This is a genomic window from Shimia sp. (assembly GCF_049116215.1).
GTDB lineage: Bacteria > Pseudomonadota > Alphaproteobacteria > Rhodobacterales > Rhodobacteraceae > Shimia.
The window spans coordinates 274,957-300,591 of the sequence record NZ_JAGDZB010000003.1; the positions used below are offsets into that span (position 1 = coordinate 274,957).

General features: G+C 57.2%; 31 protein-coding genes. 13 read left to right on the top strand and 18 right to left on the bottom strand.

Features of this window, described 5'->3' with window-relative positions:
• Positions 1-39: 39 nt before the first annotated feature.
• The gene (locus JXR15_RS09955; RefSeq protein ID WP_422053076.1) at positions 40-816 is read right to left on the bottom strand and encodes a substrate-binding periplasmic protein; all 777 of its coding nucleotides are present in this window, start codon (positions 814-816) and stop codon (positions 40-42) included.
• A 230-nt stretch (positions 817-1,046) separates the two neighbouring features.
• Positions 1,047-2,348, bottom strand: a complete 1,302-nt coding sequence (locus JXR15_RS09960) for an alpha/beta hydrolase family protein (RefSeq protein ID WP_422053077.1) — start codon at positions 2,346-2,348, stop codon at positions 1,047-1,049.
• A 238-nt stretch (positions 2,349-2,586) separates the two neighbouring features.
• Between JXR15_RS09960 and ppk2 the strand changes: the two genes are divergently transcribed.
• Positions 2,587-3,540, top strand: a complete 954-nt coding sequence (ppk2, locus tag JXR15_RS09965; RefSeq protein ID WP_422053078.1) for a polyphosphate kinase 2 — start codon at positions 2,587-2,589, stop codon at positions 3,538-3,540.
• Here ppk2 and JXR15_RS09970 read toward each other — a convergent pair.
• A complete protein-coding gene (locus JXR15_RS09970) occupies positions 3,537-4,181 on the bottom strand; it encodes a TIGR02453 family protein (protein ID WP_422053079.1) in 645 nt (214 codons plus the stop codon). The two genes, ppk2 and JXR15_RS09970, sit on opposite strands and share 4 nt — an antisense overlap.
• 134 nt (positions 4,182-4,315) lie before the next feature.
• Between JXR15_RS09970 and JXR15_RS09975 the strand changes: the two genes are divergently transcribed.
• Positions 4,316-5,686: an MATE family efflux transporter gene (locus tag JXR15_RS09975; RefSeq protein ID WP_422053080.1), complete on the top strand. Its 1,371-nt coding sequence runs from the start codon at positions 4,316-4,318 to the stop codon at positions 5,684-5,686.
• A gap of 75 nt (positions 5,687-5,761) precedes the next feature.
• Here JXR15_RS09975 and JXR15_RS09980 read toward each other — a convergent pair whose 3' ends face one another.
• Together JXR15_RS09980 and JXR15_RS09985 are read right to left on the bottom strand one after the other, a co-directional pair.
• On the bottom strand, positions 5,762-6,169 hold the full coding sequence (locus JXR15_RS09980) for a hypothetical protein (RefSeq protein ID WP_422053081.1): 408 nt from the start codon (positions 6,167-6,169) through the stop codon (positions 5,762-5,764).
• 27 nt (positions 6,170-6,196) lie between these two features.
• Complete coding sequence (locus JXR15_RS09985; protein WP_422053082.1) at positions 6,197-7,399, bottom strand: pyridoxal phosphate-dependent aminotransferase; 1,203 nt, start codon at positions 7,397-7,399, stop codon at positions 6,197-6,199.
• 81 nt (positions 7,400-7,480) lie between these two features.
• On the opposite strand from JXR15_RS09985, the gene JXR15_RS09990 reads away from it, so the two are divergent.
• From JXR15_RS09990 to JXR15_RS10000, 3 genes are all read left to right on the top strand, one after another.
• A complete protein-coding gene (locus JXR15_RS09990; RefSeq protein ID WP_422053083.1) occupies positions 7,481-7,882 on the top strand; it encodes a helix-turn-helix domain-containing protein in 402 nt (133 codons plus the stop codon).
• A 5-nt stretch (positions 7,883-7,887) separates the two neighbouring features.
• The gene (locus JXR15_RS09995; protein ID WP_422053084.1) at positions 7,888-8,181 is read left to right on the top strand and encodes a succinate dehydrogenase assembly factor 2; all 294 of its coding nucleotides are present in this window, start codon (positions 7,888-7,890) and stop codon (positions 8,179-8,181) included.
• A gap of 91 nt (positions 8,182-8,272) precedes the next feature.
• Positions 8,273-8,770 (top strand): MarR family winged helix-turn-helix transcriptional regulator, encoded by a 498-nt coding sequence (locus JXR15_RS10000; protein WP_422053085.1) that lies wholly within the window; start codon positions 8,273-8,275, stop codon positions 8,768-8,770.
• Between the two features lie 126 nt (positions 8,771-8,896).
• Here JXR15_RS10000 and JXR15_RS10005 read toward each other — a convergent pair whose 3' ends face one another.
• The 3 genes from JXR15_RS10005 to JXR15_RS10015 are packed head-to-tail and all read right to left on the bottom strand — an operon-like array spanning position 8,897 to position 10,772.
• Entirely contained in the window at positions 8,897-9,610 is a 714-nt protein-coding gene (locus JXR15_RS10005; RefSeq protein WP_422053086.1) for a DUF1194 domain-containing protein, read from the bottom strand.
• Complete coding sequence (locus JXR15_RS10010) at positions 9,607-10,347, bottom strand: DUF1194 domain-containing protein (RefSeq protein WP_422053087.1); 741 nt, start codon at positions 10,345-10,347, stop codon at positions 9,607-9,609. Before JXR15_RS10010 ends, JXR15_RS10005 begins: the two co-directional genes overlap by 4 nt.
• Positions 10,344-10,772 (bottom strand): VOC family protein, encoded by a 429-nt coding sequence (locus JXR15_RS10015; protein WP_422053088.1) that lies wholly within the window; start codon positions 10,770-10,772, stop codon positions 10,344-10,346. Before JXR15_RS10015 ends, JXR15_RS10010 begins: the two co-directional genes overlap by 4 nt.
• Positions 10,773-10,979: 207 nt before the next feature.
• Between JXR15_RS10015 and JXR15_RS10020 the strand changes: the two genes are divergently transcribed.
• The 3 genes from JXR15_RS10020 to JXR15_RS10030 all read left to right on the top strand — a co-directional run bounded on the left by JXR15_RS10020 (position 10,980) and on the right by JXR15_RS10030 (position 12,711).
• Positions 10,980-11,813, top strand: coding sequence for a thymidylate synthase (locus JXR15_RS10020; RefSeq protein ID WP_422053089.1), 834 nt, complete (start codon positions 10,980-10,982; stop codon positions 11,811-11,813).
• 2 nt (positions 11,814-11,815) lie between these two features.
• Entirely contained in the window at positions 11,816-12,292 is a 477-nt protein-coding gene (locus tag JXR15_RS10025) for a dihydrofolate reductase (protein ID WP_422053090.1), read from the top strand.
• A gap of 119 nt (positions 12,293-12,411) precedes the next feature.
• Positions 12,412-12,711, top strand: coding sequence for a hypothetical protein (locus JXR15_RS10030; RefSeq protein ID WP_422053091.1), 300 nt, complete (start codon positions 12,412-12,414; stop codon positions 12,709-12,711).
• A 78-nt stretch (positions 12,712-12,789) separates the two neighbouring features.
• Here JXR15_RS10030 and JXR15_RS10035 read toward each other — a convergent pair whose 3' ends face one another.
• Positions 12,790-12,999 carry a cold-shock protein gene (locus JXR15_RS10035; RefSeq protein WP_422053092.1) on the bottom strand — a complete coding sequence of 70 codons (210 nt, stop codon included), beginning with the start codon at positions 12,997-12,999 and terminating at the stop codon, positions 12,790-12,792.
• Between the two features lie 207 nt (positions 13,000-13,206).
• Between JXR15_RS10035 and JXR15_RS10040 the strand changes: the two genes are divergently transcribed.
• Positions 13,207-13,521: an ArsC/Spx/MgsR family protein gene (locus tag JXR15_RS10040; protein WP_422053094.1), complete on the top strand. Its 315-nt coding sequence runs from the start codon at positions 13,207-13,209 to the stop codon at positions 13,519-13,521.
• A gap of 51 nt (positions 13,522-13,572) precedes the next feature.
• Here JXR15_RS10040 and JXR15_RS10045 read toward each other — a convergent pair whose 3' ends face one another.
• From JXR15_RS10045 to thrS, 6 genes are all read right to left on the bottom strand, one after another.
• Complete coding sequence (locus JXR15_RS10045; RefSeq protein ID WP_422053095.1) at positions 13,573-14,097, bottom strand: DoxX family membrane protein; 525 nt, start codon at positions 14,095-14,097, stop codon at positions 13,573-13,575.
• A gap of 12 nt (positions 14,098-14,109) precedes the next feature.
• Positions 14,110-14,862: a putative DNA-binding domain-containing protein gene (locus JXR15_RS10050; protein ID WP_422053096.1), complete on the bottom strand. Its 753-nt coding sequence runs from the start codon at positions 14,860-14,862 to the stop codon at positions 14,110-14,112.
• Positions 14,859-15,716 (bottom strand): DUF692 domain-containing protein, encoded by an 858-nt coding sequence (locus tag JXR15_RS10055; RefSeq protein ID WP_422053097.1) that lies wholly within the window; start codon positions 15,714-15,716, stop codon positions 14,859-14,861. The genes JXR15_RS10050 and JXR15_RS10055 overlap by 4 nt, the downstream gene beginning before the upstream one ends.
• Positions 15,717-15,727: 11 nt before the next feature.
• Complete coding sequence (locus JXR15_RS10060) at positions 15,728-16,030, bottom strand: DUF2282 domain-containing protein (RefSeq protein ID WP_422053098.1); 303 nt, start codon at positions 16,028-16,030, stop codon at positions 15,728-15,730.
• A 126-nt stretch (positions 16,031-16,156) separates the two neighbouring features.
• Positions 16,157-16,462, bottom strand: coding sequence for a DUF2282 domain-containing protein (locus JXR15_RS10065; protein WP_299419799.1), 306 nt, complete (start codon positions 16,460-16,462; stop codon positions 16,157-16,159).
• A gap of 255 nt (positions 16,463-16,717) precedes the next feature.
• Entirely contained in the window at positions 16,718-18,667 is a 1,950-nt protein-coding gene (thrS, locus tag JXR15_RS10070) for a threonine--tRNA ligase (RefSeq protein WP_422053099.1), read from the bottom strand.
• Positions 18,668-18,827: 160 nt separating this feature from the next.
• On the opposite strand from thrS, the gene JXR15_RS10075 reads away from it, so the two are divergent.
• From JXR15_RS10075 to JXR15_RS10090, 4 genes are all read left to right on the top strand, one after another.
• Complete coding sequence (locus JXR15_RS10075) at positions 18,828-19,589, top strand: alpha/beta fold hydrolase (protein ID WP_422053100.1); 762 nt, start codon at positions 18,828-18,830, stop codon at positions 19,587-19,589.
• A 92-nt stretch (positions 19,590-19,681) separates the two neighbouring features.
• A complete protein-coding gene (locus JXR15_RS10080) occupies positions 19,682-20,572 on the top strand; it encodes an alpha/beta hydrolase (RefSeq protein ID WP_422053101.1) in 891 nt (296 codons plus the stop codon).
• Positions 20,569-21,027, top strand: a complete 459-nt coding sequence (locus JXR15_RS10085) for a VOC family protein (protein WP_422053102.1) — start codon at positions 20,569-20,571, stop codon at positions 21,025-21,027. The genes JXR15_RS10080 and JXR15_RS10085 overlap by 4 nt, the downstream gene beginning before the upstream one ends.
• 82 nt (positions 21,028-21,109) lie before the next feature.
• Positions 21,110-21,820, top strand: a complete 711-nt coding sequence (locus JXR15_RS10090) for an alpha/beta fold hydrolase (protein ID WP_422053103.1) — start codon at positions 21,110-21,112, stop codon at positions 21,818-21,820.
• Positions 21,821-21,862: 42 nt separating this feature from the next.
• Here JXR15_RS10090 and JXR15_RS10095 read toward each other — a convergent pair whose 3' ends face one another.
• The 3 genes from JXR15_RS10095 to JXR15_RS10105 all read right to left on the bottom strand — a co-directional run bounded on the left by JXR15_RS10095 (position 21,863) and on the right by JXR15_RS10105 (position 25,619).
• Positions 21,863-22,852 (bottom strand): LLM class flavin-dependent oxidoreductase, encoded by a 990-nt coding sequence (locus JXR15_RS10095; RefSeq protein ID WP_422053104.1) that lies wholly within the window; start codon positions 22,850-22,852, stop codon positions 21,863-21,865.
• A gap of 130 nt (positions 22,853-22,982) precedes the next feature.
• Positions 22,983-24,200: a DegT/DnrJ/EryC1/StrS family aminotransferase gene (locus JXR15_RS10100; protein ID WP_422053105.1), complete on the bottom strand. Its 1,218-nt coding sequence runs from the start codon at positions 24,198-24,200 to the stop codon at positions 22,983-22,985.
• Positions 24,201-24,314: 114 nt separating this feature from the next.
• Entirely contained in the window at positions 24,315-25,619 is a 1,305-nt protein-coding gene (locus JXR15_RS10105; protein ID WP_422053106.1) for an NAD(P)/FAD-dependent oxidoreductase, read from the bottom strand.
• Positions 25,620-25,635 lie beyond the last annotated feature (16 nt).

Sequence of the window (25,635 nt, forward strand, 5' to 3'; positions counted from 1 at the left end):
ACCGCGAGATCACGCGATACGTGACGGAAAGGCTGGCGGTCACATGGACAGATAGTTGTCCGCCAGCGAGTCACGGTATTTGTCGATCCACTTGGTGTTGATCGCCGCGATGGTTCCGTCTGCTTCGAGCTCGGTGAAGCAGCGGTCAAAGGCAACGGACATGTCCGGATCACGGAAGTTCATGGCGTAGTTGGAGGGCTCAAAGATGGCGCGGAACTCCAGCGGTTGGCTGGCGTCTACACCTGCGGAAGAGCCAGCGTCACGCAGGCTGGCTGCGTAGGCGGCAAAAAGCATGCCGTCGCCCAAGATGCCGTCAACGCGGCCGCCAAACAGCAGTTTGGATTGGGTTTCCTGGTCGGCCATCTCACGGTAGGAGCCAAAGGAGCCCTGAGCATCAGACAGGCCGGGCAGGATGCCGGAGGCGCCTTCAAAGGCGGCGATGCTGAGACCAGAGAGATCATCCAGCGCGCCAAAATTGTTGCCGGACGAGGCAAGATACGACACGCCATTCTGATACGCGATGTAAGGCGCGCTTTGAGCGCCGTCCATGGGCATGCCCATGGGCACGGTCATCACCGCGTCGCCTGTTCCGCCCTCATAGGTGGCCCAGTGGCGGGTGAAGGGTTGCACCACATAATTTACCTCGTGGCCGCAGTGTTCCATCACACGGGTGACAATTTCGGCCTCACGCCCGGAACCGTCGGCATAGACCATAGGCGGCAGATCCGCGGCCAGGATGGTGATGGTGTCGGCGATGGCAGCGCCGGTGGAAACGGTCAGCGCAATGGCAGAAACCGTGGCAGTCATGAATTTCATTTGGGATGCCTCCTCGCAATTCCTGCAGCAGCCTAGGCACCCAAGTCTTAATGACATATTAGCGGAAAATAGGTTTTATTTCGGGTGGTGAACTTATCTAAAATACTGATTTATATAAGAAGTTCAGGTATTGTTTTGTCGGGGCGATTTGTGACAGTTGGAGACAATTCTAAACAATGCAGCCGTGAAAAAGGCGACCGGAATGGTCGCCTTTTGGGGGGAGAGTGCGCTTACTGCCCCTTGAGTAGGGTCTCAAATCGCAAACCAATTGCGGTGCGGGCCGGGAAGCCTTTCCAATAAGAGTGGTCCGGTTTGAAGGTGCCGTCTTCTTCTGCGGAGAACAGGCCGTCTTTCGCGTTGGGGATAAGGTCGAGATAGATCGACTTGTCGCTGTCGTCTTTCAAGTGCAGGTCCAGAAAAGCTGTGGCGAAGTGCTGGGTGATGTTGTTCATGCGCGTGGTGTCCCAGACCGCGTCGGCATAGTGATCAAACGGCGGGAAACCGAGTGTCTCGGACGGTTGCCAGCTGGCCATAGGCGCAGGGATCGGCGCGGCGGCGTTGTGGTTGGCGTTTTCAAAAGTGAGCAGGTGGCGGTCTGTCCCTGTGGCGTGTTCGAAGATTTCGCGCATGGCCGGGTAAATTGAGACATCGTCCACTTCGCCCGCCATCAGGAGGGTTGGTTTGCGCAGGCCCGCGAGGCCTTCGTCATCCCAGAGGTTATAGTTGCGTCCCCAGGGGCCAATGGAGATCAGCGCTTTGACGCGATCATCGACCAGCGCTTCGTGCGTGTCCGTGTTGCGAACGTTGTGCAGCAGGGTGCCTTGTGGCGGCGCAAAAGGGGAGGCTTCGACACCCGGTGCGAGCCCGGCACCGCCAAAGATTAGCGCGCCGTAGCCGCCCATGGAGTAGCCAACCACCGCAGCTTGATCGGCGTTGGTGATGGCGCCAATGGGGCCGTCGAGCGTTGCCATGTTGTTGAGGACAAAGCTCTGGTCTAAGGGGCGGTTGAGCAGGGTGGAGCCAAAGGCGGCTTGATCAGCGTAGGTGCTGTCGGTGTGATCGATGGAGGCGACCACATAGCCCTTGGAGGCGAGGTTCTCGCCCAGATGGGAAAGCAACAGGCGGTTGCCGGGGTAGCCGTGGGAGATCACCACCAGCGGGAAAGAGCCGTCTGCTGTGGGCGTGGCGTCGCGGGCGGCACGGCCGGTGAGGGTTGCCGAGAGGGACGGATCACGCAGTTCGGTTTCGTAGGTGCCGCCCAGTTGGGTGCCTGCTGCAGCGGGATACCAGATCTCTACGGTCAAGGTGCGATCGTAGCGCGTGAGCGTGTCCTCGGTGGAGTTGAGCACGTCGATTTGATCGGGATTATTAAAGGTCCGTGTTGTGACGCCAACTGGCAAAGCGCCATAGGGTGCCAGGTCCGGGGCGTCGGGGCGTATCAGGTCAATGCGATCCTGAGCGGAGAGGGATGTGGCTGCGAGGGTCAGTGACACGGCGAGCTTTCGAAAATGGGAGAGAGAAGTACCAAACATAAGCGTCCTCCAATGACTGGGGAAAGTCTAGGGGGGCGGGGTGCGCCAATCTACCTGAGCGTGATTTGGCGACGTGAGGTCATTGTGTACAGGTGTGTACCGAAGGCCAGGCCGGAATGCCTGTTTTTATTGGCGGAAACCCACAAAACAGAAGATTCAGTTGACGTGCATCAAAGAGGGTTTTTGCGCCGCGTGGTAGGTCGGTGTCATCACAAGAAAAGCAAGAAAGGAGACGCTTATGGATGACCAGTTGGATGGTGTGGCTCAGGTAAATGACGGTGAAATCAAGGACGTTGCAGAGGCAGCGGACGAAGAAGTGACGGGTGCCGAAAACGAGCCAACGGCGGAGGAGTTGCGCCGCGCGTTTGAGAAAGGAGAATACCCTTACGCGACCAAGCTGTCCCGTCGGTCATACGAAAAGCAGAAGGCACAGCTGCAGGCAGAGTTGTTGAAGGTACAGCTTTGGGCGCAGGACACTGGTCAGAAGTTTGTGATGCTGTTTGAGGGACGGGATGCGGCCGGCAAAGGCGGCACAATCAAACGCTTTACCGAGCACCTTAACCCGCGATCCGCGCGTGTGGTGGCGTTGAATAAACCCACCGATGAAGAACGTGGCCAGTGGTATTTCCAGCGCTACATTGACCATCTGCCAACCTCTGGCGAAATGGTGCTGTATGACCGCAGCTGGTACAACCGGGCTGGTGTGGAGCGGGTGATGGGATTTTGTGAACCGGGGGAATATCTGGAATTTATGCGCCAGACTCCGGATCTGGAGCGGATGTTGGTGCGCTCGGGTATTCGGCTATACAAATACTGGTTCTCGGTCACGCAAGACGAGCAGAAACGCCGGTTTGAAAGCCGCGAGACCGATCCGCTCAAGCAGTGGAAGTTGAGCCCAATTGATAAAGCCTCGCTTTCCAAATGGGGGGACTATACCGAGGCCAAAGAGGCGATGTTTTTCTACACGGATACGGCGGATGCGCCCTGGACGGTGGTGAAATCTAACGACAAGAAGCGTGCGCGTTTGAACTGTATGCGGCACTTCCTGGCGTCACTTGACTATCCAGGCAAGGATCACAGCATTGTCGAGCATGCGGATCCGCTGATTGTGAACACAGCGAGTCATGTGATCCACCAGTCTGACCACATTCTGGGCGCGGCCTTGCACCCGGACACACGTAAGCCGCGTTAAAGTGCGGACAGCAGCTCATTGAGTGGCTGCAATTTTTGGAAGGCGGTCTCGATGTGTGACACGAGGCCGCCTTTTGTGATCTCACTTTCCTCAAAGTCAAACCAGACTGTGCAGCTTTTGCGTTTGAGCAGGGCGGCTTGCGGATGGTCCTTGTCATACGGGGCAGGGACACGTTTGAGCTCTGCGTCGTCCATGCGCGCACCGCTGGCTTGTAGTTCGTCCAAGGCAGTGGCGATTTTTGCGCCAGTCGCCCCATCCACAGCCGCGCGCCAGCAGGTGAGCTTGTCTTTGTCCAACCCCATGATGCCGCCGCCCACAGACAGATAGTCGCGGCCGATGCCAAAGAAAAACCCAGTGGGCGGGGTGGACCACAACATGTGCAGATGCAGGTGGTAAGGCGTTTTGTCTTTAGAGAAGCGTACATCCCGGTGGGGGCGGAAAAGCTTGGTGGACGGCACTTGACCGGTTTGTCGCTCCAATGCGGCCGCCACCGTGTCGAGCAAAGCCAAAGCGGGTGTTTTGAGTTGGGCCTCATAGGTCGGTTTGTTCTCGGTGAACCAGTCTTTGGTGTTGTTGTCGGCCAGCGTGGTGAGAAAAGTGCGGCTGTCGGAAATCAATGTGGCAAAGGGATCGGGGGACATGGAAGGACCTTGTTCAATTAATACGGAACATGGTGCCAGAGGGCGGAATTTTGATCAACGCAAAGCCGGGTCTTGCTCTGCCTAATTAACAAGCTTACTGCTTGGGCATGACAACATCACAAGTGACCGCCCCAATGCGGACGTCTGACCACGTTCGCGCCCTTTTGCGCATTGGCCTTCCGCTCATCGGCGGCCATGTGGCGCAGTTTGGAATCGGCTTGACCGACACGGTCATGCTGGGCTGGTACTCGGTCGAGGCGCTGGCGGCTGTGGTGCTGGGCAGCATGTTTTTCTTTGTCATTTTTATTCTGGGATCCGGTTTTGCCATCGCGGTGATGCCCTTGGTTGCGGAGGCGGATGCCGAAGGCGACGAACAGGCCTTACGCCGTGTGACACGCATGGGGCTGTGGCTCTCTGTGATCTTTGGGGTTTTGGTACAGCCACTGTTCCTGATGTCAGGTCCACTTCTGCTGGCGTTAAAACAGGCCCCAGATGTGGCGGAACTGGCGCAGGCCTATTTGCGGATTGCCGGACTTGGGTTGGTGCCAGCTTTGCTGGTGATGGTGCTCAAATCGTATCTCGCAGCTTTGGAGCACACCCGCGTGGTGTTCTGGGTCACGGTGGCCGCCGTTCCAGTGAATGCAGTGGTGAACTACGGGCTGATTTTTGGCAATTGGGGGCTGCCGGAACTGGGCGTGCGCGGGGCGGCAATTGCCTCGATCATTGTGCAGTTTGTGTCGCTGATTGGCGTGATCCTCTACGCTGTAAAAGCGCTGCCGCAGCACACGCTGTTTGCCCGCATTTGGCGGCCGGATTGGGAAGTGTTTGCCAAGGTGTTCCGACTTGGCCTGCCAATCGGCGTGACCAACCTGGCGGAGGTTGGGTTGTTCTCGGCGTCGTCCATTATGATGGGGTGGCTGGGCACAGTGACCTTGGCTGCGCATGGCATCGCGCTGCAACTGGCAAGCCTGGCCTTTATGATCCATCTGGGCCTGTCCAATGCCGCCACTGTGCGGGCGGGCAATGCCATGGGGCGCAAAGACGCGGACCATATGGCGCGCGGCGCCTGGGTAGCGATTGTGGCCTCCTTGCTGATGGCGTTTATTGCGGTGGCGATTTTCCTGATCTTCCCGGAGCAGCTTTTGGGGGCCTTTATTGACCCGCAGGAGCCTCAGCGAGAGGTGATCATCGCCACCGGAGTGACGCTTTTGTATGTGGCGGCGCTGTTCCAGGTCACCGATGGTGCGCAGGTGATGGCGCTTGGGTTGCTGCGCGGGGTGCAAGACACCCGTGGGCCAATGGTCATTGCCGCGATTAGCTATTGGGGTATTGGCGTGCCAAGCGCCTATGTGCTGGGCTTTACCTTTGGCTTGGGGGGCGAAGGTGTCTGGCTGGGGCTGGTGTGCGGTTTGACCGCGGCGGGCATCCTGCTGATGTACCGTTTTTGGGTCACCGATCTGAATCGCCTGCGTAAGCGGTTCTCTGAGAAAAAGGCGTCGGCTTAACGCCAACGCCCCATATTCACAGTCCCAAAATATCCTGGGGAGTCCCATCAGGGATGGGGCGGGGCAACGCCCCTCTTACTTTTTGCCCTTGAGCAGGCGGTCCGCTTTTTTGCGCACCAATACGGATCGCAGATCATGCATCGCCAACAGCAAGGTGTCGGTGATTTGCTCCAGCTGATCGGGCGTGGCTTTGGATTGCGCCCATTGCGAGGTCAGGTTGAGGTGGTCCACCGTGCGCAGGATATCGTCCACGGTTCGCGCGTCCAAAAGCGCGCGGCGCTCGTCCATCCAGGCGTTGATCTCGGCCTTATCTTCCTTGGTCAGCTTGGTGTCACCATGGGGTTTCACGTCGCCGTTTTTGATGTTGATGACCGCGATCTGGTCCATCTCGATCCGGCGTTGACGGTTTTCCGTGTCGACACGAAAAACCATGGCGCCGTTTTCGCGGACGCGGAAGTAGTAGTCTGGCAGGTCACTGCTCATGGGCCACCTTTTGGTTTGGATCCGCGATTAAGTCAGCGAGGCGCAGAAGGTCTGAATGCGCGTGCAGGCGGTTTTGAGAGCCTCGTCTGAGGTGGCGTAGCTGACCCGGAAGTTGGGCGACAGACCAAAGGCGGCACCAAAGACCACGGCGACATCCGCTTCGTTTAGCAGCGCGTTGGCAAAGGCCTCGTCGTTTTCAATCACGGTGCCTTTGGGCGTGGTTTTTCCGATCAGGCCTGCGATGGACGGATAAACATAGAAGGCACCTTCGGGTGTGGGGCAAGAGATGCCGTCGATCTGGCTCAACATCTCAATCACCAGATCGCGGCGGCGTTTGAAGACCACGTTGTTGGGTTCCAGAAACTCTTGCGTGCCGTTGAGCGCCTCCACGGCAGCCCATTGGCTGATCGAGCACGGGTTGGACGTGCTCTGGGATTGCACCTTGCGCATGGCGGCGATCAGGTCGATGGGACCAGCGGCGTAGCCGATGCGCCAGCCGGTCATGGCGTAGGCTTTGGACACGCCGTTGCAGGTCAGGGTGCGCTCATAAAGGCCGGGCTCGATTTCGGCAGGGGTACAGAATTCAAACCCGTCATAGGCGAGATGCTCGTACATGTCGTCGGTCATCACCCAGACATGGGGATGGCGCATCAGCACATCGGTCAGCGCTTTGAGTTCTTCACGGGAGTAGCCCGCGCCGGTCGGGTTGGACGGTGAGTTGAAGATCAGCCATTTGGTTTTGGGCGTGATTGCGGCCTCAAGCTGCTCAGCGGTGAGCTTGAATTTGGCGTCTAGCGAGGTTTCCACAACCACCGGTGTGCCGCCCGCAAGCAGCACCATATCCGGGTAGCTCACCCAGTAGGGCGCGGGGATGATGACTTCGTCGCCGTCGTTTAACGTGGCCATAAGCGCATTGTACAGTGTCTGTTTGCCGCCGGTGCCCACGGAGACCTGTGCAGGCGTATACTCGAGCCCGTGATCGCGCTTCATTTTGGCGCAAACCGCTTGCTTCAGCTCGGGAATGCCGTCCGGCGCGGTGTATTTGGTCTCGCCCGCCGCAATTGCCGCTACCGCCGCGTCTTTGATGTTCTGAGGCGTGTCAAAATCTGGCTCACCAGCCGAAAGGCCAATCACATCGCGGCCCGCAGCTTTCAGCTCGGCGGTCTTTGCTGTCATGGCGATGGTCGGGGAGGGTTTCACGCGGGACAGGGTATTGGACAGGAAAGACATTGGGGCCTCGTTTGTAATCACTGGCTCCATGTCTTAGGGTGCGCGCGAATACCGTTCAAGGTAGAAACCAAAGGAATGTAGATGTCACAGGACCAAGTAGAACCGCTGACCGACGAAGGCTGGTACGGTGAGGATGTGGCGACCTTTGGCGATCGCCTGGCGGCGGCGCGCGACGCGGCGGGGCTGAAACAAGGGGAACTGGCCAAGCGGCTGGGGATCAAACGCAGCACCCTGTCCAATTGGGAAGGCGACCTGAGCGAGCCACGTGCCAACCGGCTGTCGATGATGGCGGGTCTGTTGAATGTGTCCGTTGGTTGGCTTTTGACTGGTGATGGCGATGGCGTGGAGATGCCGGGTGAGGAAGAAACTGCGGATTCCGACCTTTTGGCAATTGTGCAAGAGATCCGGGTGATCCGCAGCCGCATGAAAAATGACCTAGAAAAGCTTGCGCGCTTGGAAAAAGCGCTGCGCAATAAGGTGTGAAGACAATGGACATCCCCAAACCCGCTCCGAATCCGGCCAATGAGACCCGTGAGAATCGCCTGAAACGCATGCAGATGCGCTCTATGCGGCGCGGGATCAAAGAAATGGACATTATTCTGGAGCGCTATGCGGCGGACAATTTGTCCGACATGGATGCGGCCACGCTGGATCTTTATGATGCTTTGCTGCACGAGAATGATCAGGACTTATATCAATGGGTTACGGGGCAAAAACCAGCTCCGGCGCAATTCGCAGCGATGATTTTGGATATTTCCACAGCCATCAGTGGCCCAAATTGACGCGAATTTGTGACGTCTTTTGGGCGGTTTAACCTCTTGTTGGGCTTTTTCGGCCAATCTGTTTGCTAGACAAAGCTGACGGAGAACTAGAATGAGCTTTCATTCACCAATGGAAAGTGGGCCAGAGCAGTCGTTCATGACTGACTATTTGGACTCACTGGCGCTTGTCGAGCGCCTGCACCGGCTGTTGCTGGATGTGATTAAAGACGAATTTGAGCGTGTTGGGGTTATCGAAATCAACGCGGTACAGGCACTGTTGCTGTTCAATATTGGCGACAATGAAGTGACCGCTGGGGAATTGAAGACCCGTGGTTACTACCAAGGCTCTAATGTGAGCTACAATCTGAAGAAGCTGGTCGATGCGGGTTACATGCATCATCAGCGTTGTGAAATTGACCGCCGTTCTGTGCGGGTGAAGTTGACCGACAAAGGTCGCGAAATCCGCGATGTGATTTCCAAGCTGTTTGCACGTCATGCCGAAGGTCTTCAGGCCAAAGGTGTGCTGGGCGAAGACGGCATCGAGCAGATCACCCACGCGCTGCGTCGTGTGGAACGGTATTGGACCGACCAGATCCGCTACATCTATTAAATACCCGGGCACCCTAGAACGGGGAATCCGCGGCTTTTGCGCGTCAGCCTAGAAAGGCACGGCGCGCTTTCACTATTCTCGGTGTTCAATTTGGCGACGCGTTGGTTTTTTGTCATACGCGGCTGACTATCGTGCGTGCACCAGCGAAAGGCCCTCCAGCTCGCGCAATAACTTGCGGGTCATGGCGGCTTCGTAGTCTGCAAACCCATGGGCCACTTCGACAAATGCGTCTGCGCCCCAGATCACGCGAGCCTCAAAATAGGCGACGAGGCCGGTGGTTTCTTCCTGAGACTCGCCTAGCGGGCGGGTGCTTCCGGGCCCAATGACCAGCGCATTGACCGTGATTTGGTCAGGCAGGGAAATGTCGCGTGGAAGCGGCCCTGTGTTGGCGATGCCATCGCCGGAGATGTCCAGAGTCCGGCGCCAGCAGTCGGGTTGGGCGTGCAAAAGCTCCGCACCAAATAACATGGCGGGGCCAAGGCCGGTGGACACATCCATTTTGGGGCGCGCGTGGTGGCGCAAGGTCGTGATCAAATTGGAGAGCGCTGCCTGAGAGGTGATTGGCAACCAGGGCGCAATTAGGTTTTGGTGGACAGGACCGCTCCATTCATAGACCGAAATATACACCGGCGCAGCGCCAGGTTGCAGCAGCGCGTTCACCACATTTGGGTTTTCAAGAGCGGAAGCCAGGCCGTTGAGTTGCATGCTATATTCAGTTTCGTTCACCGAGCCAGACACGTCCAAGCCAAGCGCCAATGCTTGACGACAGCTGGCCTGCGCCACCGATGTCAGTGCGATCAGCATAACAGCCGAGAGACTGCCCAAATTTGGAGCGCTCAAGGGTGCAAATCCAATTGGCCCAGAACCGTGACAGAGAGTTCGCGAGACAGCTTGCGGCGCATGGCATTCTCAAAATCGTCAAACCCATCAGCGACTTCTACAAAAGCAGAGGGGCCACGGATCAACTCGCGTTTGTAATAGGCCACCATGTCTCCCGGTTGGGCGGCGAGGTCGGCAGCTTTTTCGCCAAAGGTTTCAATGGCGAGGGCGTTTACAATTACACCGTCCAAGGGGAAGGCATCGTAAGCCTGTTTGGGGGTAAAGCCGTCGTTGTTCTCGCCATCTCCACTCACGTCGAGGACGTGTACATCGCACTTTGGCGCGTCCCGGAACAGGCGGGCGGCATGGCCGACGGCATGGCCCAAAGCGGTAGGGAACTCGGTGGTTGAGCGTTTAGAGAGGGCCAGTTTTGCCGCGCTTTCCAAAAGGGTCTGACGGCTGTCGATGACGGTCCAGTCCAACAAGGTATGATGCTGGGCGCGTCCACTCCATTCATAGACCGAAAAGGCCACCGATTGGGGAGCATTCAGAAAGGCGGCTTGTACCTCCGGTGCGGTGAGGGCCGCAGCCAGCCCGCGGCGTTGCAACATGTCTTCATGGGCATCCACTGAGGAGCTGACATCCAGCGCAAGCAGAAGAGCGATGCGGCACACAGGTGCGGTGTTGGCCGCAGTGGAGATAGGGGAGGCCCAGAGGGCCATCCCCAAAAGCGCGACAGAGGCCGCGCGGCGGATCACCAGTGACCGGTGCTCTCCATGCTGGCCCAAGGCTCAGCGGGTGCAAGGGCTTCGCCTTGCTGGAGCAGCTCAATTGAAATGTTGTCGGGTGAGCGCACAAAAGCCATGCGGCCATCACGCGGTGGGCGGTTGATTACCACGCCATTGTCGGCGAGGTGCTGGCACATCTCGTAGATGTTGCCAACCTCATAGGCGAGGTGGCCGAAGTGGCGGCTGTCAGAGGGCAGACCCTCGTCACCGTCCCAGTTGTGCGTCAGCTCCAGCGGCGCATCATGGTCGCCGTCTGCGGCCAGATAAACCAGCGAGAAGCGGCCTTCTTCGCTGTCATAGCGTTTGATTTCTTTGAGGCCAAACAGCGCATAAAACGCCATGGAGGCTTCCAGATCCGCGACGCGGACCATTGTGTGCAGGTATTTCACGTGCATCTACATTTTCCCTTTTTGGTGTTGGCGCTATCAAAGCACGGAGTGCGGCGGAGAATCCAGCGCGAATTCGACGGTCGCATGACTGTGACTGGTTTGGGGGAGGGTGGCGCCAATTTTGGAAGATAGTTTGCCATGGAACTGGATTGAAACTGACGCGCGGTTGCGGCACCATGTAGGGACCATAAGAACAATAAGGTAGAGCAGACCTTGCAGCAGTATCATGACGCGCTTCGCACCATTCTGGACCAGGGCGAAGAGTCCACCGACCGCACTGGTACCGGCACCATTTCCTACTTCGGCATGCAGTCGCGTTATCGCTTGTCTGACGGCTTTCCTTTGGTCACCACCAAGAAACTGCACCTGCGCTCGATCATACATGAGCTGCTGTGGTTCCTGTCCGGCGACACCAACATCAAATACCTGAAAGACAATGGGGTTTCGATCTGGGACGAGTGGGCAGATGAGAACGGCGATCTTGGGCCGGTGTATGGCTATCAGTGGCGGGCATTTCCAACATTGCAGGCCTCTGGCATCGCCCATGAGGGCGAACCGCTGTTTGTGAAAAAGGGCGTGGATCAAATTGCCAACCTGGTGGAGATGATCAAAACCTCGCCTGACAGCCGTCGTTTGATTGTGTCCGCTTGGAACCCAGGCGACGTGCCAAATATGGCGCTGCCGCCGTGTCATACGATGTGGCAGGTGCGGATCATCAACGGGAAATTGCACCTGCAGCTGTATCAGCGCAGTGCGGATATGTTCCTAGGCGTGCCATTCAACATCGCGTCTTATGCGCTGTTGCAGGTGATGCTGGCGCATGTGACCGGGTATGAGGTCGGGGATTTTGTGCACTCAATTGGCGATGCGCATATCTACTCCAACCACTTGGAACAGGTGAATTTACAGTTGTCGCGCACCCCAAAAGCCTTGCCTGAGCTGCGGTTGAAGCGCGATGTGAGCTCCCTCTTTGACTTTGAATATGACGACTTTGAGTTTGTCGGATATGAGCCTGATCCGGGCATCAAAGCACCGGTGGCGGTGTAATCATGATTTCATTGGTTGTAGGACGGGCGCGCAACGGGGCGATTGGTCGGGACGGCGATATTCCCTGGTTTTTGCCAGAAGATTTGAAGACGTTTCAGCGGGAAACGTTGGGCGGGGCGATCATCATGGGCCGCGCAACATGGGTGAGCTTACCGAAGAAGCCATTACCGCGGCGGTTTAACATTGTTGTGTCGACTCAAAGTGATGCGGCGGATGTTGTGGTGCCAAGCGTGACGGAGGCGGTGAAGCTGGCTTATGCGGAAGGCTATCACCGGGTCTATGGCATTGGCGGATTTGGCATCTATTCCGAGATGTTGCCTTTGGCGGATCGGCTGCTGATTTCCGAGGTGGATATGGATGTGCCGGATGCGGATACATTTTTCCCTGAGGTGGACCTTGCACAGTGGCGATTGGCCTCGTCGCGGGTGTTGCCGGGGGACGGTCCGAAGTGCGAAGTTTGTGAGTATTTGCGGCGTTGATCTTGCCAGAAACGCAGTGAAACACATTGTTTTTCAGGCCCAAATTGACAGTTTCCCCGTCTTGGCAGTAGGTTAGCAGAAGTTAACCACGTTGTTTCAGCCATTGGAGCTTGGGCCCTATGAAGTGTTTTTCCATTCTTGTTGCCGCATTGACCTTGACCGTAGCCGCGCCCGTATCGGCGCAAACCTGGAGCAGCAATGCGCCGGTGATTGGCCCTGTGAACCAGCCCGAGGGCATGTTGATGCATCCGTATCCTGCCTCTGCGAATTTTTGCCCCAGCGGCTTGCAGCCGGTGACCATGGGTGGCGTGATTTGCTGTGGCAATCCAAACACCGGTGAAGTGTATTACAACGCTGGCGGCACCCGTAAGCGCAGCTACAGCATGAGCTGCCCTCCGGGTTCCAAGGGCTGCTCTTAAGCCCGCATTGCGAAACGAAACGCGCGCCGATGGGGCGCGCGTTTGTTGCAGATCGGGGCGCGGAATGGCGCCCCTATCTTATGATAGAACTTTGAGCTCACCCGCCATATCGCGGCCGTCTCGGCCTTGGGTCATTTCAAATTCAACTTTTTGATTGTCAGTCAAGCCTTTGAGGCCCGACCGTTCAACAACGGAAATATGGACAAAAACGTCCTTTCCGCCTTCTTCCGGTTCAATGAACCCAAAGCCTTTTGTGGTGTTAAACCACTTTACGGTACCGCGTGGCATACCGTTCTCCTCTATATTCACTTTTAGTCAATCCGGGCTGGGGCCCGGTGGCGCAAAAAACACAAAATCTGAAAGCACGTCTTCAGAGGCACGAAAAATTGCACCACCTAGAGGATTGCACGGCTCCCAGAAAAATCAAGAAAAACCGCCGTGAATTTTGAAAACAGTTGCTTTATGCCTTCTTCTAAACCGAAGAAAGGGCGAGAAATGACAACGCTGTATGGGCTAAAAAACTGCGATACGTGCCGTAAGGCACTGAAATCATTGGAGGGTGCGGAGTTTGTGGATGTGCGGGCGGACGGCGTGCCGGAAACAGTGTTAAATGCCGCCTTTGAGCAGTTTGGCGCCGCGCTGGCAAACACGCGCTCAACCACATGGCGAACTTTGAGTGAGGAAGACCGGAAAAAACCGGTTTTAGAGCTGATCTCCGCGCATCCAACCTTAATGAAGCGGCCGTTGATTGAGCACGATGGGGCTCTCTATTTGGGCTGGGGCAAAGACACGCAAGCGGCCCTTACATAAACGAAACCCGCGCCTAAAAAGGCGCGGGTTTTTGCTTTGTAGGATGCTGAGTTAAACGGTTTCACGCCGTTTGAAGAGGGCGTCCAGAGAAAAGGGACCTGCGCCTTTCACGACCAGTACCGCAAAGAGGAACACCCACATCATGCGCTGATCAATCAGGGCCTGGGCGCTGTCAAACAGAGAGCCAAGCGCCACACCGTGGCCGGTGACGTCCACAATGGTTTGCACCGCGACAAATCCAATCATGCCAATGGCGGCCAAACGTGTCAGCAGGCCAAGCAGGATCAGAACCGGAAGCACAAACTCTGCAACGGTGCCAGCCAGGATCACAATGCGTTGGAAGAAGGTCATCTGCGTCACGTCCCAAACCACCGCTTCAGCGGCCTTTGGGAAGATCTGGCCAAAGGCGCCGGCCGAGGGGGAGAAGATTGATCCGTCAATTTTTAACATGGCGGAGTTCCAGAAGTAGAAGAACAACACCATCAGGAAGGTCAGGCGCGCCAGTGTAGGAACAAGCCAATCGAGACGGTTCAAACGATCGATGAGGTCTTGATAGAGGGAAATGAGATTGGACATAGAGACCTCCGGTTATGTCGAAATAGTTAGGGAAGTCAGGGCATTACCCGACAAAAGTAAAGTAAGGAGTGCGCCTAAGTCGAAGGTGTCATTGGCCTCGGCGGCTTTGGTCGCAGCGATGCCAAGTGTATCGCCGGACATCAGGCTTTTGACGCAGTCCAAGCCGCCCGCCGGCAGAGCATGGGGCATGGGGTCAAATTCAGGGCGCAAGACAATCACGTCTTGGGCAACAGCATCGGGTTTGGGGCCATCTTGCATGTTGAACGCCCATATGGCGTGCAAAGGCCACGGCGACTGAAAGACGCTTACCGACGGCGCAAAGGTGACGGTCACTTCGCCAAGCTGTTCCGGCGGTACTTCTGCCAGTGCATTGGGCGCGATGGGAGTTGCATCGGCGGCGTGGTAGCTTTGGCGCAGGGCGAGTTCGAGGTCAGCTACGTCGCCGAGATAACCGAGATGTGCGAGAGGTTCGAAGCCGCGCAGGAAGTCTGGGAAACCCGCGCCGTAGTGCATCATCAAGGGCGACGCAGGAGGCGATTGGCGCAGAAAGATGCCCGCGATGGCGTTGAAGTTTTCCTCGCCAATGAGTTTCGCGATGGTTGGAAAGCCTGTGGCCAAGGCGTCGGTTAGCGAGACAGCGACGTTGTTGCGATAGACGTCAAAGCGGCGTCCAGCAGGACGGCCTTCGGCGTCTGATAGGCCCAAAGGGCGATCTTGTTGGCTGTCCAAAATGGCGCTGCGGAACGTGGTCTGGGTGACGGTCATGCCGTCACCTTTGACAGTGCGGTGTCGGCGCGTTCTGCCTCGGCATGCAGGATGGGCCACTCCGGCACATCGGTGTCCCATTCGATTAGAATTGGGCGGGGACCGGACAGGGATAGAGTGTGATCCAGCAAGGCCCAGACAGGATCCACAACCGGCGCGCCGTGGCTGTCGATCAGCAGCGGTTTGCCATGGTCATCCTCGTCTTCGTCATGGCCGCCGAGGTGAATTTCGCCGACATGTTCAAGCGGATAGTCGGCGATGTATTGTTTGGGGTCGTAGTCTAGGTTGGTGGCGGAAACAAAGACGTTGTTGACGTCAAGCAAAAGTCCACAGCCGGAGCGTTTGGCAACTTCGCGCAAGAAATCCGGTTCCGACCAAGTACTCTCGTCAAAGGCCAGGTAGCTTGACGGGTTTTCCAGCATCATCTGACGGCCAATGGTGTTTTGCAGCTCATCAATGTGGTCGCTGACACGGGATATCGTGTCTTCGGTATAAGGCAACGGCAGCAGGTCGTTGAGGAAAACGCCGTCATGGGTGCTCCATGCGAGATGTTCGGAAAACACGGTTGGGTTGAGCCAGCCAACCAGATGTTTCAGTCGTGCGAGATGTTCCGGATCGAGACGGCCTTCGCCCCCGATCGACAGTCCAACGCCGTGAACGGAGATTGGAAAGCGTTCCGTGAGTTGACGCAACTGAGCAATGGGTCGGCCGCCGTCGCCCATGTAGTTTTCCGCATGGACTTCCAGCCAGCCGACGGCGCCAGGAGTGTCGATCAGGTCGCTGTAATGCTGTGGCTTGTAGCCAATACCGGGCAGGTTGGGCAGGCCTTTGGGGGAGGGGGGCGCATCATACATCTGCGTGATCCTTAAGATGGTACGTCGCGAGGCAGGGCCTCAAGCGATGGGGTACGCGGGGTGCCGTCCGCCATGGCGGGCAGTTCGATGTCGAGACATGTACCTGACTCCACAAGACTCCAGGCGTTGCCTTGGTAATCAACGGTGGAGGTGCCAGCACAGGTGGTGCCGGGGCCTGCGGCACATCCGTTTTCACCCGCTTTGGCTATGCCAAAACACTTCTCCTTTTTGGCTGCGTCAGCTGGGGCGGCCTGCAAGGCCAGCGCGGTGGCAACGGCGCTTAGGAGGGGGAGTGTTTTGAGAGGTTGGGTCATAGTTTAGGGTCCTGAAACAGAAGCGTTGGGAAAAACGAACAGATACTCAGGGGTAGTATGGCATTTTTTGTGTGATTTGGGGAGGTTAGGTGAAGCCCCGGCGTGCCGGGGCTTCGAATGTCCGGATTAGGACTTTGGCAGGTCGCGATCCAGCGCTTCCAGAGAACCCATGCGGGCTTTGCCGTCTGCCATTGCTGGCAGTTCCATGGAAGCACAGGTGCCTGCGTCAACCAGTTTCCAGGCGTTGCCCTGGTAGTCAGTAGTGGAAGTACCGGCGCATGTGGTGCCTGGGCCTGCGGCGCAGTCGTTCTGACCTGCGAGGGAAACGCCGTAGCACTTCTCTTTTTCAGCGGCCACTGCGGTGGTGGCGTGTGCGGACAGGGCTGCTGCTACGGCGCTTGCTACTGCGAGGGTTTTTACGGTGTTGGACATTGGTTCTCTTCCCTTGTGAATGTCTAAAACTCGGCCGCCTTGCTGACCTGTGTGTGATCGTTTGCTCGGTGGCATGAGTAGAGATTAGGGGGAGGGCACGCTCAAAGGCCAATCACGGGGCTGTGTGTCACAGACGCGTTAGATGGCGTGACGGTTTCGTGAAGATTCCAGCGCTGGAAGGTTAGTTTTCCTTCAAAATTGAAACAGGCGCGTCCGGTTTCCCGTAACGCGCCTGATGAAATGTTGCAAAAGCCGTTAAGCCAAATCGGGCGGGGTTGCCTCTTGTGACAATTGGCTCACGATTTCGTCCAAAGACTGGACTTTGCTTTGCTTTTCGCCAAGGCGGCGGGTGGAGACCGTGCGCTCTTCCACCTCTTTCTTACCAATCGCCAAGATCACCGGCACTTTGCCCACAGAGTGTTCGCGGACTTTGTAGTTGATCTTTTCGTTGCGCAAATCGGCCTCGGCACGCACGCCAGTGGCTTTCAGCGCTTCGACCACTTCGAGACAGTAATCATCTGCGTCTGACACAATGGCGGCCACAACCACCTGACGCGGGGCCAGCCAGAACGGCAGTTTGCCGGCGTGTTCTTCGATCAAGATGCCGATGAAGCGTTCAAACGAGCCCAGAGTAGCACGGTGCAACATGATCGGGCGGTGCTTTTCGCCATCCGCGCCAATGTAGGTTGCGTCCAGTCGCTCTGGTAGGTTTGGGTCCACCTGAAGCGTGCCACATTGCCAGTTCCGGCCAATGGCGTCGGTCAGGGTGAATTCAAGCTTAGGCCCGTAGAACGCACCTTCGCCTTCGAGGATCTCGAACTGGTGGCCCGCCGCATTACAGGCGTCGCCCAGAGCTTTCTCCGCGTAATCCCAGCTTTCGTCTGAACCAATCCGCTTCTCCGGACGGGTGGAGAGCTTGATGGTCCAATCGGTGAAGCCGAGGTCGGAATAGATCTCGGACAGGAAGTCGATGAACTTCTTGGTTTCCGAAGTGATCTGATCCTCGGCACAGAAGATGTGGCCATCGTCCTGGGTAAAGCCGCGCACGCGCATGATGCCATGCAGGGCACCGGACGGTTCATAACGGGCGCAGGAGCCAAACTCCGCCATGCGCAATGGCAGGTCGCGGTAAGACTTCAGGCCTTGGTTGAACACCTGCACGTGGCACGGACAGTTCATTGGCTTAAGCGCGTTCACAGCCTTTTCGCGGGCGTGGTCTTCGTCCACTTCCACGATGAACATGTTTTCCTGGTACTTGTCCCAGTGCCCGGAGGCTTCCCAAAGCTTGCGGTCGACCACTTGAGGTGTGTTCACCTCAACATAGCCGCCGACTTCTTGCTTGCGGCGCATGTAGTCTTGCAAGGTGGTGTAGATGCGCCAGCCGTTGGGGTGCCAGAAGATTTGACCCGGGGCCTCTTCTTGCATGTGGAACAGGTTCATTTCTCGGCCCAGCTTGCGGTGGTCGCGTTTCTCGGCCTCTTCCAGCATGTGCAGGTGGGCTTTTAGGTCTTCTTTGTTCCTGAAGGCGACACCGTAGATACGCTGTAGCATCGCGCGGTCGCTGTCGCCGCGCCAGTAAGCGCCCGCCACGGACATGAGTTTGAAGCCGTCGGCTGGCACCTGACCGGTGTGTTGCAAATGCGGACCGCGGCAGAGGTCTTGCCAATGGCCGTGCCAATACATGCGTAGCGGCTCGTCCCCGGGAATGGCATCGATCAGCTCTACCTTATATGGCTCGTTGTTGGCCTCGTAGAACTTCACCGCGCGGTCACGATCCCAGACCTCGGTGGTCACGGGCTCACGTTTGTTGATGATCTCTTTCATCTTCTTTTCGATGCGGCTGAGATCTTCGGGTGTAAAAGGCTCTTCACGATCAAAGTCATAGTACCAGCCGTTTTGGATCACTGGGCCAATGGTGACTTTCACATCGGGCCAGATTTCCTGCACCGCGCGCGCCATGATGTGGGCGCAGTCGTGCCGGATCAGCTCGAGCGCTTCTGCGTCGCTGTCTTTGAGGGTGTTGATCGCAATGGACGCGTCCGCTTCAATCGGCCATTGCAGGTCCCAGTGCTGGCCATCCACAGTTGCGGAAATGGCCTTTTTGCCAAGGGAAGTCGAGATCGACGATGCGACCTCAAGAGGGGTTGTGCCGCTCTCGTAAGAACGTGCGTTACCATCAGGAAAAGTAAGGGAAATTTCGGCCATTAGCCTCAAGCTCCTCGTCAGTTTGGCGCCCACGGAACGCCCGGTTGCGGGTATATGGTTCGGCGCTTTCATGAACCTTGGGAAGAGGCAAGTCAAGCGGGGTTTATCCCGTCTGCGCAGAGGGTTAAGGTCAGATCAAATTAGGGAGAAACAATAAGCCATGAGCGTCACGCAGTTTTTTGACACGCCGCAAGGGCGGCGCATTGCCTATCACAAAAGCGGCGACACAGGCCCAACGGTGGTTTTCCTAGGTGGGCTGAAATCTGACATGGAAGGCACTAAGGCGGTGCATCTGGAGGCCTGGGCGCAGGCGCGGGGGCAGAAGTTTTTGCGGTTTGACTACTCCGGGCATGGTGAAAGTGATGGCGCGTTTGAGGACGGCTGTATAGGAGATTGGCACGAAGACACGGTTGCGGCGCTCAATGCTTTGACAGATGGGCCATTGATTGTGGTAGGGTCGTCGATGGGAGGTTGGCAGGCGCTGTTGTTGGCCAAGGCGATGCCGGAGCGCATTGCCGGAATGGTGACCATTGCCGCCGCGCCGGATTTCACCGAAGACAGCTATTGGGCAGGTTTCACGCCGGAGCAGAAAGCGCAGCTTGAAGCGGAAGGGCAGGTGGCTTTGCCGTCTGACTATATGGAGCCCTACATCATCACCAGGCGCATGATTGAGGATGGTCGCGACCGGCTGGTGCTGCGTACCACTTTGACGCTGCCCTTCCCGGTGCGATTCCTGCAAGGCACAGAAGACACGGCGGTAGACAGTTCCGTGGCCTATCGCTTGCTCGATCACGCGGAAGGTGAAGACATTCAGCTGCTTATGGTCAAAGGAAAGGACCATCGCTTCTCTGATACAATTTGTCTAAAATTGATCGAAAGTAAGGTTGAGGAGGTGATTTTGGCCCCTCTAGTTTCACAATGAGGACATTTGGGCGCTTTTTAGGCCGGTTGCTTCTGGTTGTGGTCTTGTGCGTGGGGGCGGCGTTTGTTTTTGGCCCCTATGAACAAATTTCCTTGACGCCCACTGTGCAGGATGCCGACATCGGCTCCGACGTGGATGCGTACTTCGCTGCGCAGGAAGCGCGGTTTGAGGACATCACGACGGGCACGGAGAAGCGGGTCGTTTGGCATTCAGAGCGCGGTGAAAAGACGCCTGTGGTACTGGTCTATGTGCATGGGTTTTCGGCCACCTCTGAAGAAATCCGTCCGGTGCCTGATCGCGTAGCCGAGGCGCTTGGCGCGAACTTGGTTTACACACGGCTTCAAGGGCACGGGCGTGATGGGGTGGCATTGGCAGAGGCCACTGCGCAAGGCTGGGTCAATGATGTGGCAGAAGCCCTAAACGTGGCGCGCCGTATTGGCGACGTCGTGGTGGTGATGGGCACATCTACCGGAGGCACTGTAATGGCGGCGTTGGCTGATCAGCCCGACGTTATGGCAGGTGTAGCAGGCATGATCTTTGTGTCCCCGAATTTTGGGATCAGAGCGCCTGCAGCCAAATTGCTGACCTGGCCTGCCGCGCGTTATTGGGTGCCTGTCGTGGCCGGCAAGGATCGTTCCTTTGAGCCGGCAAACGAGGCCCACGCGACCTATTGGACGCATGAATATCCAACAGTGGCCGTCATGCAGATGGCGGCGTTGGTGAAAGCGGTGTCTAAGAAAGATCATGGGAAGGCGCTGGTGCCCGCGTTATTTTGGTTCTCCGAAGGCGATCAAGTTGTAGAGGCAGCTCGCACACAGGACGTGGCGACACGCTGGGGACGGGAAGCCACGGTGCAAATTCAACAACCGATGGCGGGGGCAGATCCTCAGGAGCATGTGATTGCAGGAGACATTCGCTCCCCTGCCGAAAATGAACGTGCGATTGAATTTTTTACAAATTTTGTCAATGGATTGACGCGATGAGTTCAAGTGGTGATGGGGTGGGGCAGCGGGTGAGTTTGATTACTCTGGCTGTCAAAGATGTGCAGGCTTCCGCACGGTTTTACGATGCGCTTGGCTGGCAACGCGCTACCGGCCCCGATGACCCAGAAGAGGTTGTGGCCTACAATCTGATTGGCCAGACCTTAGGGTTGTATTCTAAGGCGATGCTGGCTGAGGACTTGGGCATTCCTGAAGACGCCATTGGTGGCTTTTCGGGCATGACATTGGCCTACAATGTGGCCACCAAAGAAGAGGTTGCACCGGTGCTGGAGCTGGCGGTGCAGGCCGGGGGGCGGATTTTGAAGCCTGCCGGTGAGATCTTTTGGGGCGGGTATATCGGGTATTTTTGTGATCCGGACGGACATGTCTGGGAGGTGGCGTTTAATCCCTATTCGCCGCTTGGCGAAGATGGCGCGTTTCGTTGGGGCGGATATTGACGGTTTGTGACAGGACGGCTTGACCTGATGGCCCGCTCTGTCACAGTTACTCACAACAAAAAGAGTAAATAAGGGGTAGAGCATGCAGGAGCCTATCGTTCTGCTGCCGGGGATGATGTGTGATGCGCGATTGTTTGCGCATCAGGTCGCGGATTTGTCGAAAGATCATTTGGTGACGGTGGCACCGATCACACAAGGCGAGCGGATCAGCGAAATTGCCTCGTCTTTGATCCCGCATTTGCCACCGAAGTTTGCCCTCGCTGGTCTGAGCATGGGTGGCATTGTTGCGATGGAGTTGCTGCGCAAAATACCGGACCGCATCACCCGTGTCGCGTTTATGGACACAAACCCTTTGGCGGAAACCCCGGCCAGTGCGGCGAGTTATGAGCCGTTGATAGTTGGCGCGCGCGCCGGGCGTTTGGATGAGGTTTTGGCCGAGTTTATGCGGCCGGAGTATCTGGCGCCCACGGTTCAGCGCAACGAAGTGATGGCCAAAGTGTTGGAGATGGGGCGCAGTCTTGGGCCGGAGGTGTTGGTGCGTCAGGCGCGGGCATTGCAACGACGTCCTGATCAGCAGGGCGCATTACGGCGGTGCAAATGTCCCGCTTTGGTATTGTGTGGTGAACACGACGGGCTGACGCCGGTGAAGCGGCACAGTTTTATGGCCGAGCTGATCCCCTATGCGGAGTTGGAGGTTATTCCCGGTGCCGGGCATCTCCCGACGCTGGAACAACCGGAGTTGACCACACAGGCGTTGCGCCGATGGATGGAGCAACCTTTGGTGCTGCGGTGAAACGTCTATATCTGCTCAAGTACTAAACGTTTCTGGCGGCGTTTAGACCGCCAACTCCTGCATGACTTCCGCGGCCATCTTGAAAGATTTTAGCCGGGCTTGATGATCATGGATCATGCCGGTCAACATGATCTCATCCGGTTGATAGCGGTCGATCATGTCGCGCAGTTGAGCAGCCACGGTGGCTTTGGTGCCAACAGCTGTCACGCGGAGCGCCGCATTCACCAGCCGCGCCTCTGCGGGGCTGGCGACGTCTTCGAATGTATCGACGGGTGTGGGAAGGGGGCCTGGCGTGCCCTTGCGCAGGTTGAGGAATCCTTGTTGTGGCGAGGTGCGCAACCGGCGTGCTTCCTCCTCTGTGTCAGCCACAAAGACATTGGCGGCTATCATAAAACGTGGTTTGGATGTTTCGCCGGCGGTGAACCTGTGGCGGTACAACGCAGCGGCCTCTTCCAGCGCATCCGGGGCAAAATGGGAGGCAAAAGCGTAAGGCAGGCCGAGTTGTGCCGCCAATTGTGCGCCAAACAAGCTGGATCCAAGGACCCAAATTGGCACTCTGGTGCCTTCGCCTGGAATGGCTCGGACCGGTTGATCTCCCTTTGATTTTTGGAATAACTCAATGAGTTCAACCACATCGTGTGGGAAACGGTCAGCCCCGGCCATGCCGCGCCGCAGGGCAGCGGCGGTTTTCATATCGGTGCCGGGGGCACGGCCAAGACCAAGATCAACCCGGTCCGGATAAAGCGTTGCCAGGGTGCCAAACTGTTCTGCGACAACCAAAGGCGGATGGTTAGGCAACATGATACCGCCAGAGCCCACCCGCATGGCTTTTGTGGCGGCCAGGATTTGTCCAATCAGGACGGCGGTGGCAGAGGAAGCAATACCCGGCATGTTGTGATGCTCCGCAACCCAATAGCGGGTGAAACCCCATTGCTCAGCATGTCTCGCCAGATCCAGCGAGTTGTGCAGTGCATCCGACGCACTGCCGCCATCGGGAATCGGCGACAGGTCAAGCAGGGAATAGGGGATCATGGCGCGCTCCGGCTCTCACAAGGTTTTCAGCATATAGAAAGCCAAAGGCGGAAAGCTAGGGGGCGGTTTGGGCCGGACACAGAAAAGCGGGCCACGAGGACCCGCTTCTCCATAAAATTGGAGTGATTAATTAGGTGCCGTAAGCTTTGACCGCGCCCATAACGTCTTCAGCGGCTCCGGTGAGGGCGCCGGCAATCAGGTCAAGCTCGTCGCGTTTCAGGCGGGCTGGCAGGCGCACGTCACAGGCGGCCATCAACATGGCTCGTGTTTGCGGAAGCTCTTGTTTCTCTGGCACAAACTGCCAGTTCCAAAAGGCGCGGGCGTTGTCAGTGGATTGGCCAAAGACCTGCACCTTTACACCGCGCGCATTGGCGGCGTCCTGGAAAGCCAGGATTTGGGTGTTGTCCAAGCCTTCGAGGTTGAATTGGATTGAATCTGGTGCACGGTCTTCCGCCGCCAGCTTCTCTGGCACTTGCAACCACGGGGAAGCATTCAATTTGTCCGCGACGTAGTCATGGTTAGCACGCCCATCACGCACGCGACGCGGCACCTCAGCCAATTGCGGACGGATGATTGCTGCGGAAAGGTTGGAGAGCCGCAGGTTGTAGAGCGGCAGTTGGTTCTGCCAGCGAGCAAAGGCTGCTTCCAACGCGCCAGTGTTGTCGCCTTCGGGCGCTTTGTGCTTTCTCCAGTTGTGCTCATAGGCGCCAGACATGATGACTGCGCGGGCAATCAGATCGGCGTCATCAGACACCATGATGCCACCTTCGCCAGCATTGATCAGCTTGTAGGACTGAAAGGAAAAGCAGCCAACATGACCGATGGTACCGATATTGCGGCCATGCCATGTGGTGCCAAGGCTGTGGGCGGCGTCTTCGATCACCGGAATGTTGCGCGCCTCACACAGCGCCATGATGGCATCCATGTCAGAGGTGTGGCCGCGCATGTGGCTGATGATCACGGCGGAGATATTGTCGTCCAGGCGCGCTTCAAAGTCAGTCAAATCAATGCGGTAGTTGTCTCCCACTTCACAGAGCACCGGCACCAGATCAGCGTGCACAACAGACGAGGGCACTGCAGCGAAAGTGAAACCTGGCAACAGCACGCGCGCATCACGCGGTAAGTCCAGCGCCTTTAGAGACAGGAACAGCGCAGCAGAGCAGGAGGAGACAGCCAAAGCGTATTTGCTGCCCAACATCGCTGCAAATTCGGATTCCAGCAGGGCAACAGGTGCATTTTCTGCGGCTGTGTAGCGGAACAGGTCACCGGATTCCAAAAGGCGTTCGATTTCTTCGCGGGCGGCGGCGGGAATAGGCTCGGCGTCATACACATTGGGAGGCAATGCCATGGTTTTCAACTTTCTTAAGTTGTGTTTTCGAAAACATAAAACAAAGAGCGGACGCAGGGAAGCGCAAACACGCGTTTTTGCGTGACAGGTCGATGAAAAAATGTCGCGGTTTTTCTAGACGCCAAGCCGGTCGCGCAGGGCATACCAAGTCATGGCAAGTGCCAGCAGCGGGCTGCGCATGCGGGGACCGCCGGGGAAAGGAGATGCTGGCACACGCGCCATCGTGTCAAAGCCCTCGGCCTCGCCCGAAAGCGCCAAGGCGATGAGCTGTCCTGCGTGCGTGGCAGTGCCGACGCCGTGACCGGAATAGCCAGAGGCGGTGATCACATTGGAGGCCAGACGGCGCAAATACGGCATACGCTTCATGGTGATCGCCAAGGTTCCGCCCCAAGCGTAGTCGATGCCAATATCCTTGAGATGGGGGAAAATCTCGACCATCGGCTTGCGCACGGTGGCAGCTATGTCAGACGGGAAGGTGTAGCCATAGCTTTCGCCGCCGCCAAACAAGAGCCGGTTGTCATGGCTGAGCCGGAAGTAGTTGATGACAAATTTTGTGTCGGCCACGGCCACATCGCGTGCCAAAACCTTCGCCACATCATCGCCCAAAGGTTCGGTTGCGGCGATGAAGTTGTTGATCGGCATGACACGGCCCGCGACTTTGGGCTCAAGATCGCCAAGATAGCCATTGCAGGCCAGCACAAGATGGTCGGCCGTGACTTGTCCGCCGTCTGTTTTCACAGTGACTTTGGCCCCACGCTCAATTTGGGTCACGCGCGAGGTTTCATGGATGGTTGCCCCGGCTGCTGCGGCGGCTTCAGCCAACCCCAAAGCAAATGCCAACGGATGCAGGTGGCCGGCGCCCATGTCCAGACTGCCGCCTACGTATTTGGGAGAAGGGCAGATCGCCTGCAGTGAGTCCCGGTCCAGCGTTTCGATCTGGTTGTATCCGTAGCGGGTTTGCAGGTGGTGCGTATAGTCCTGTTCTTCGCGCACTTCTTTGGCGGAGAAACAGGCGTGGGCAATGCCGGGTTTGTAGTGGCAGTTGATATTGTGCTTTGCGATCAAGTCTTTGACGAGATCTTTGGAATCCTCAGCCAAATGCCAGAGCTTTTCCGCGTCATCTTGCCCAACAAGTTTTTCAAGCCCGTCCTGCTCCATGCGCTGACCAGAGCCGAGCTGTCCACCGTTGCGCCCTGAAGCACCAAAGCCCACGCGATGTGCTTCCAACAAGACCACATCAAAGCCGCGTTCCGCCAGATGCAACGCAGTGGAGAGACCTGTGAAACCGCCCCCAATTACACAGACGTCAGCTGTGCGTGCGCCTTCCAACGGGGCAAAAGGCGCAAGTGGTTGCGCGGTGGCCGCGTACCAGCTGTCTGGATAGTGACCCTTGCGATCATTAGCATCGAGCAGGTTCATGATGTCCCCTTGTATT

Bases quoted from the DNA above. Each gene is read 5' to 3' on its own strand.
- JXR15_RS09955 (WP_422053076.1), bottom strand. From the start codon at position 816: ATGAAATTCATGACTGCCACGGTTTCTGCCATTGCGCTGACCGTTTCC.
- JXR15_RS09960 (WP_422053077.1), bottom strand. From the start codon at position 2,348: ATGTTTGGTACTTCTCTCTCCCATTTTCGAAAGCTCGCCGTGTCACTG.
- ppk2 (WP_422053078.1), top strand. From the start codon at position 2,587: ATGGATGACCAGTTGGATGGTGTGGCTCAGGTAAATGACGGTGAAATC.
- JXR15_RS09970 (WP_422053079.1), bottom strand. From the start codon at position 4,181: ATGTCCCCCGATCCCTTTGCCACATTGATTTCCGACAGCCGCACTTTT.
- JXR15_RS09975 (WP_422053080.1), top strand. From the start codon at position 4,316: ATGCGGACGTCTGACCACGTTCGCGCCCTTTTGCGCATTGGCCTTCCG.
- JXR15_RS09980 (WP_422053081.1), bottom strand. From the start codon at position 6,169: ATGAGCAGTGACCTGCCAGACTACTACTTCCGCGTCCGCGAAAACGGC.
- JXR15_RS09985 (WP_422053082.1), bottom strand. From the start codon at position 7,399: ATGTCTTTCCTGTCCAATACCCTGTCCCGCGTGAAACCCTCCCCGACC.
- JXR15_RS09990 (WP_422053083.1), top strand. From the start codon at position 7,481: ATGTCACAGGACCAAGTAGAACCGCTGACCGACGAAGGCTGGTACGGT.
- JXR15_RS09995 (WP_422053084.1), top strand. From the start codon at position 7,888: ATGGACATCCCCAAACCCGCTCCGAATCCGGCCAATGAGACCCGTGAG.
- JXR15_RS10000 (WP_422053085.1), top strand. From the start codon at position 8,273: ATGAGCTTTCATTCACCAATGGAAAGTGGGCCAGAGCAGTCGTTCATG.
- JXR15_RS10015 (WP_422053088.1), bottom strand. From the start codon at position 10,772: ATGCACGTGAAATACCTGCACACAATGGTCCGCGTCGCGGATCTGGAA.
- JXR15_RS10025 (WP_422053090.1), top strand. From the start codon at position 11,816: ATGATTTCATTGGTTGTAGGACGGGCGCGCAACGGGGCGATTGGTCGG.
- JXR15_RS10030 (WP_422053091.1), top strand. From the start codon at position 12,412: ATGAAGTGTTTTTCCATTCTTGTTGCCGCATTGACCTTGACCGTAGCC.
- JXR15_RS10035 (WP_422053092.1), bottom strand. From the start codon at position 12,999: ATGCCACGCGGTACCGTAAAGTGGTTTAACACCACAAAAGGCTTTGGG.
- JXR15_RS10040 (WP_422053094.1), top strand. From the start codon at position 13,207: ATGACAACGCTGTATGGGCTAAAAAACTGCGATACGTGCCGTAAGGCA.
- JXR15_RS10045 (WP_422053095.1), bottom strand. From the start codon at position 14,097: ATGTCCAATCTCATTTCCCTCTATCAAGACCTCATCGATCGTTTGAAC.
- JXR15_RS10050 (WP_422053096.1), bottom strand. From the start codon at position 14,862: ATGACCGTCACCCAGACCACGTTCCGCAGCGCCATTTTGGACAGCCAA.
- JXR15_RS10055 (WP_422053097.1), bottom strand. From the start codon at position 15,716: ATGTATGATGCGCCCCCCTCCCCCAAAGGCCTGCCCAACCTGCCCGGT.
- JXR15_RS10060 (WP_422053098.1), bottom strand. From the start codon at position 16,030: ATGACCCAACCTCTCAAAACACTCCCCCTCCTAAGCGCCGTTGCCACC.
- JXR15_RS10065 (WP_299419799.1), bottom strand. From the start codon at position 16,462: ATGTCCAACACCGTAAAAACCCTCGCAGTAGCAAGCGCCGTAGCAGCA.
- thrS (WP_422053099.1), bottom strand. From the start codon at position 18,667: ATGGCCGAAATTTCCCTTACTTTTCCTGATGGTAACGCACGTTCTTAC.
- JXR15_RS10075 (WP_422053100.1), top strand. From the start codon at position 18,828: ATGAGCGTCACGCAGTTTTTTGACACGCCGCAAGGGCGGCGCATTGCC.
- JXR15_RS10085 (WP_422053102.1), top strand. From the start codon at position 20,569: ATGAGTTCAAGTGGTGATGGGGTGGGGCAGCGGGTGAGTTTGATTACT.
- JXR15_RS10090 (WP_422053103.1), top strand. From the start codon at position 21,110: ATGCAGGAGCCTATCGTTCTGCTGCCGGGGATGATGTGTGATGCGCGA.
- JXR15_RS10095 (WP_422053104.1), bottom strand. From the start codon at position 22,852: ATGATCCCCTATTCCCTGCTTGACCTGTCGCCGATTCCCGATGGCGGC.
- JXR15_RS10100 (WP_422053105.1), bottom strand. From the start codon at position 24,200: ATGGCATTGCCTCCCAATGTGTATGACGCCGAGCCTATTCCCGCCGCC.
- JXR15_RS10105 (WP_422053106.1), bottom strand. From the start codon at position 25,619: ATGAACCTGCTCGATGCTAATGATCGCAAGGGTCACTATCCAGACAGC.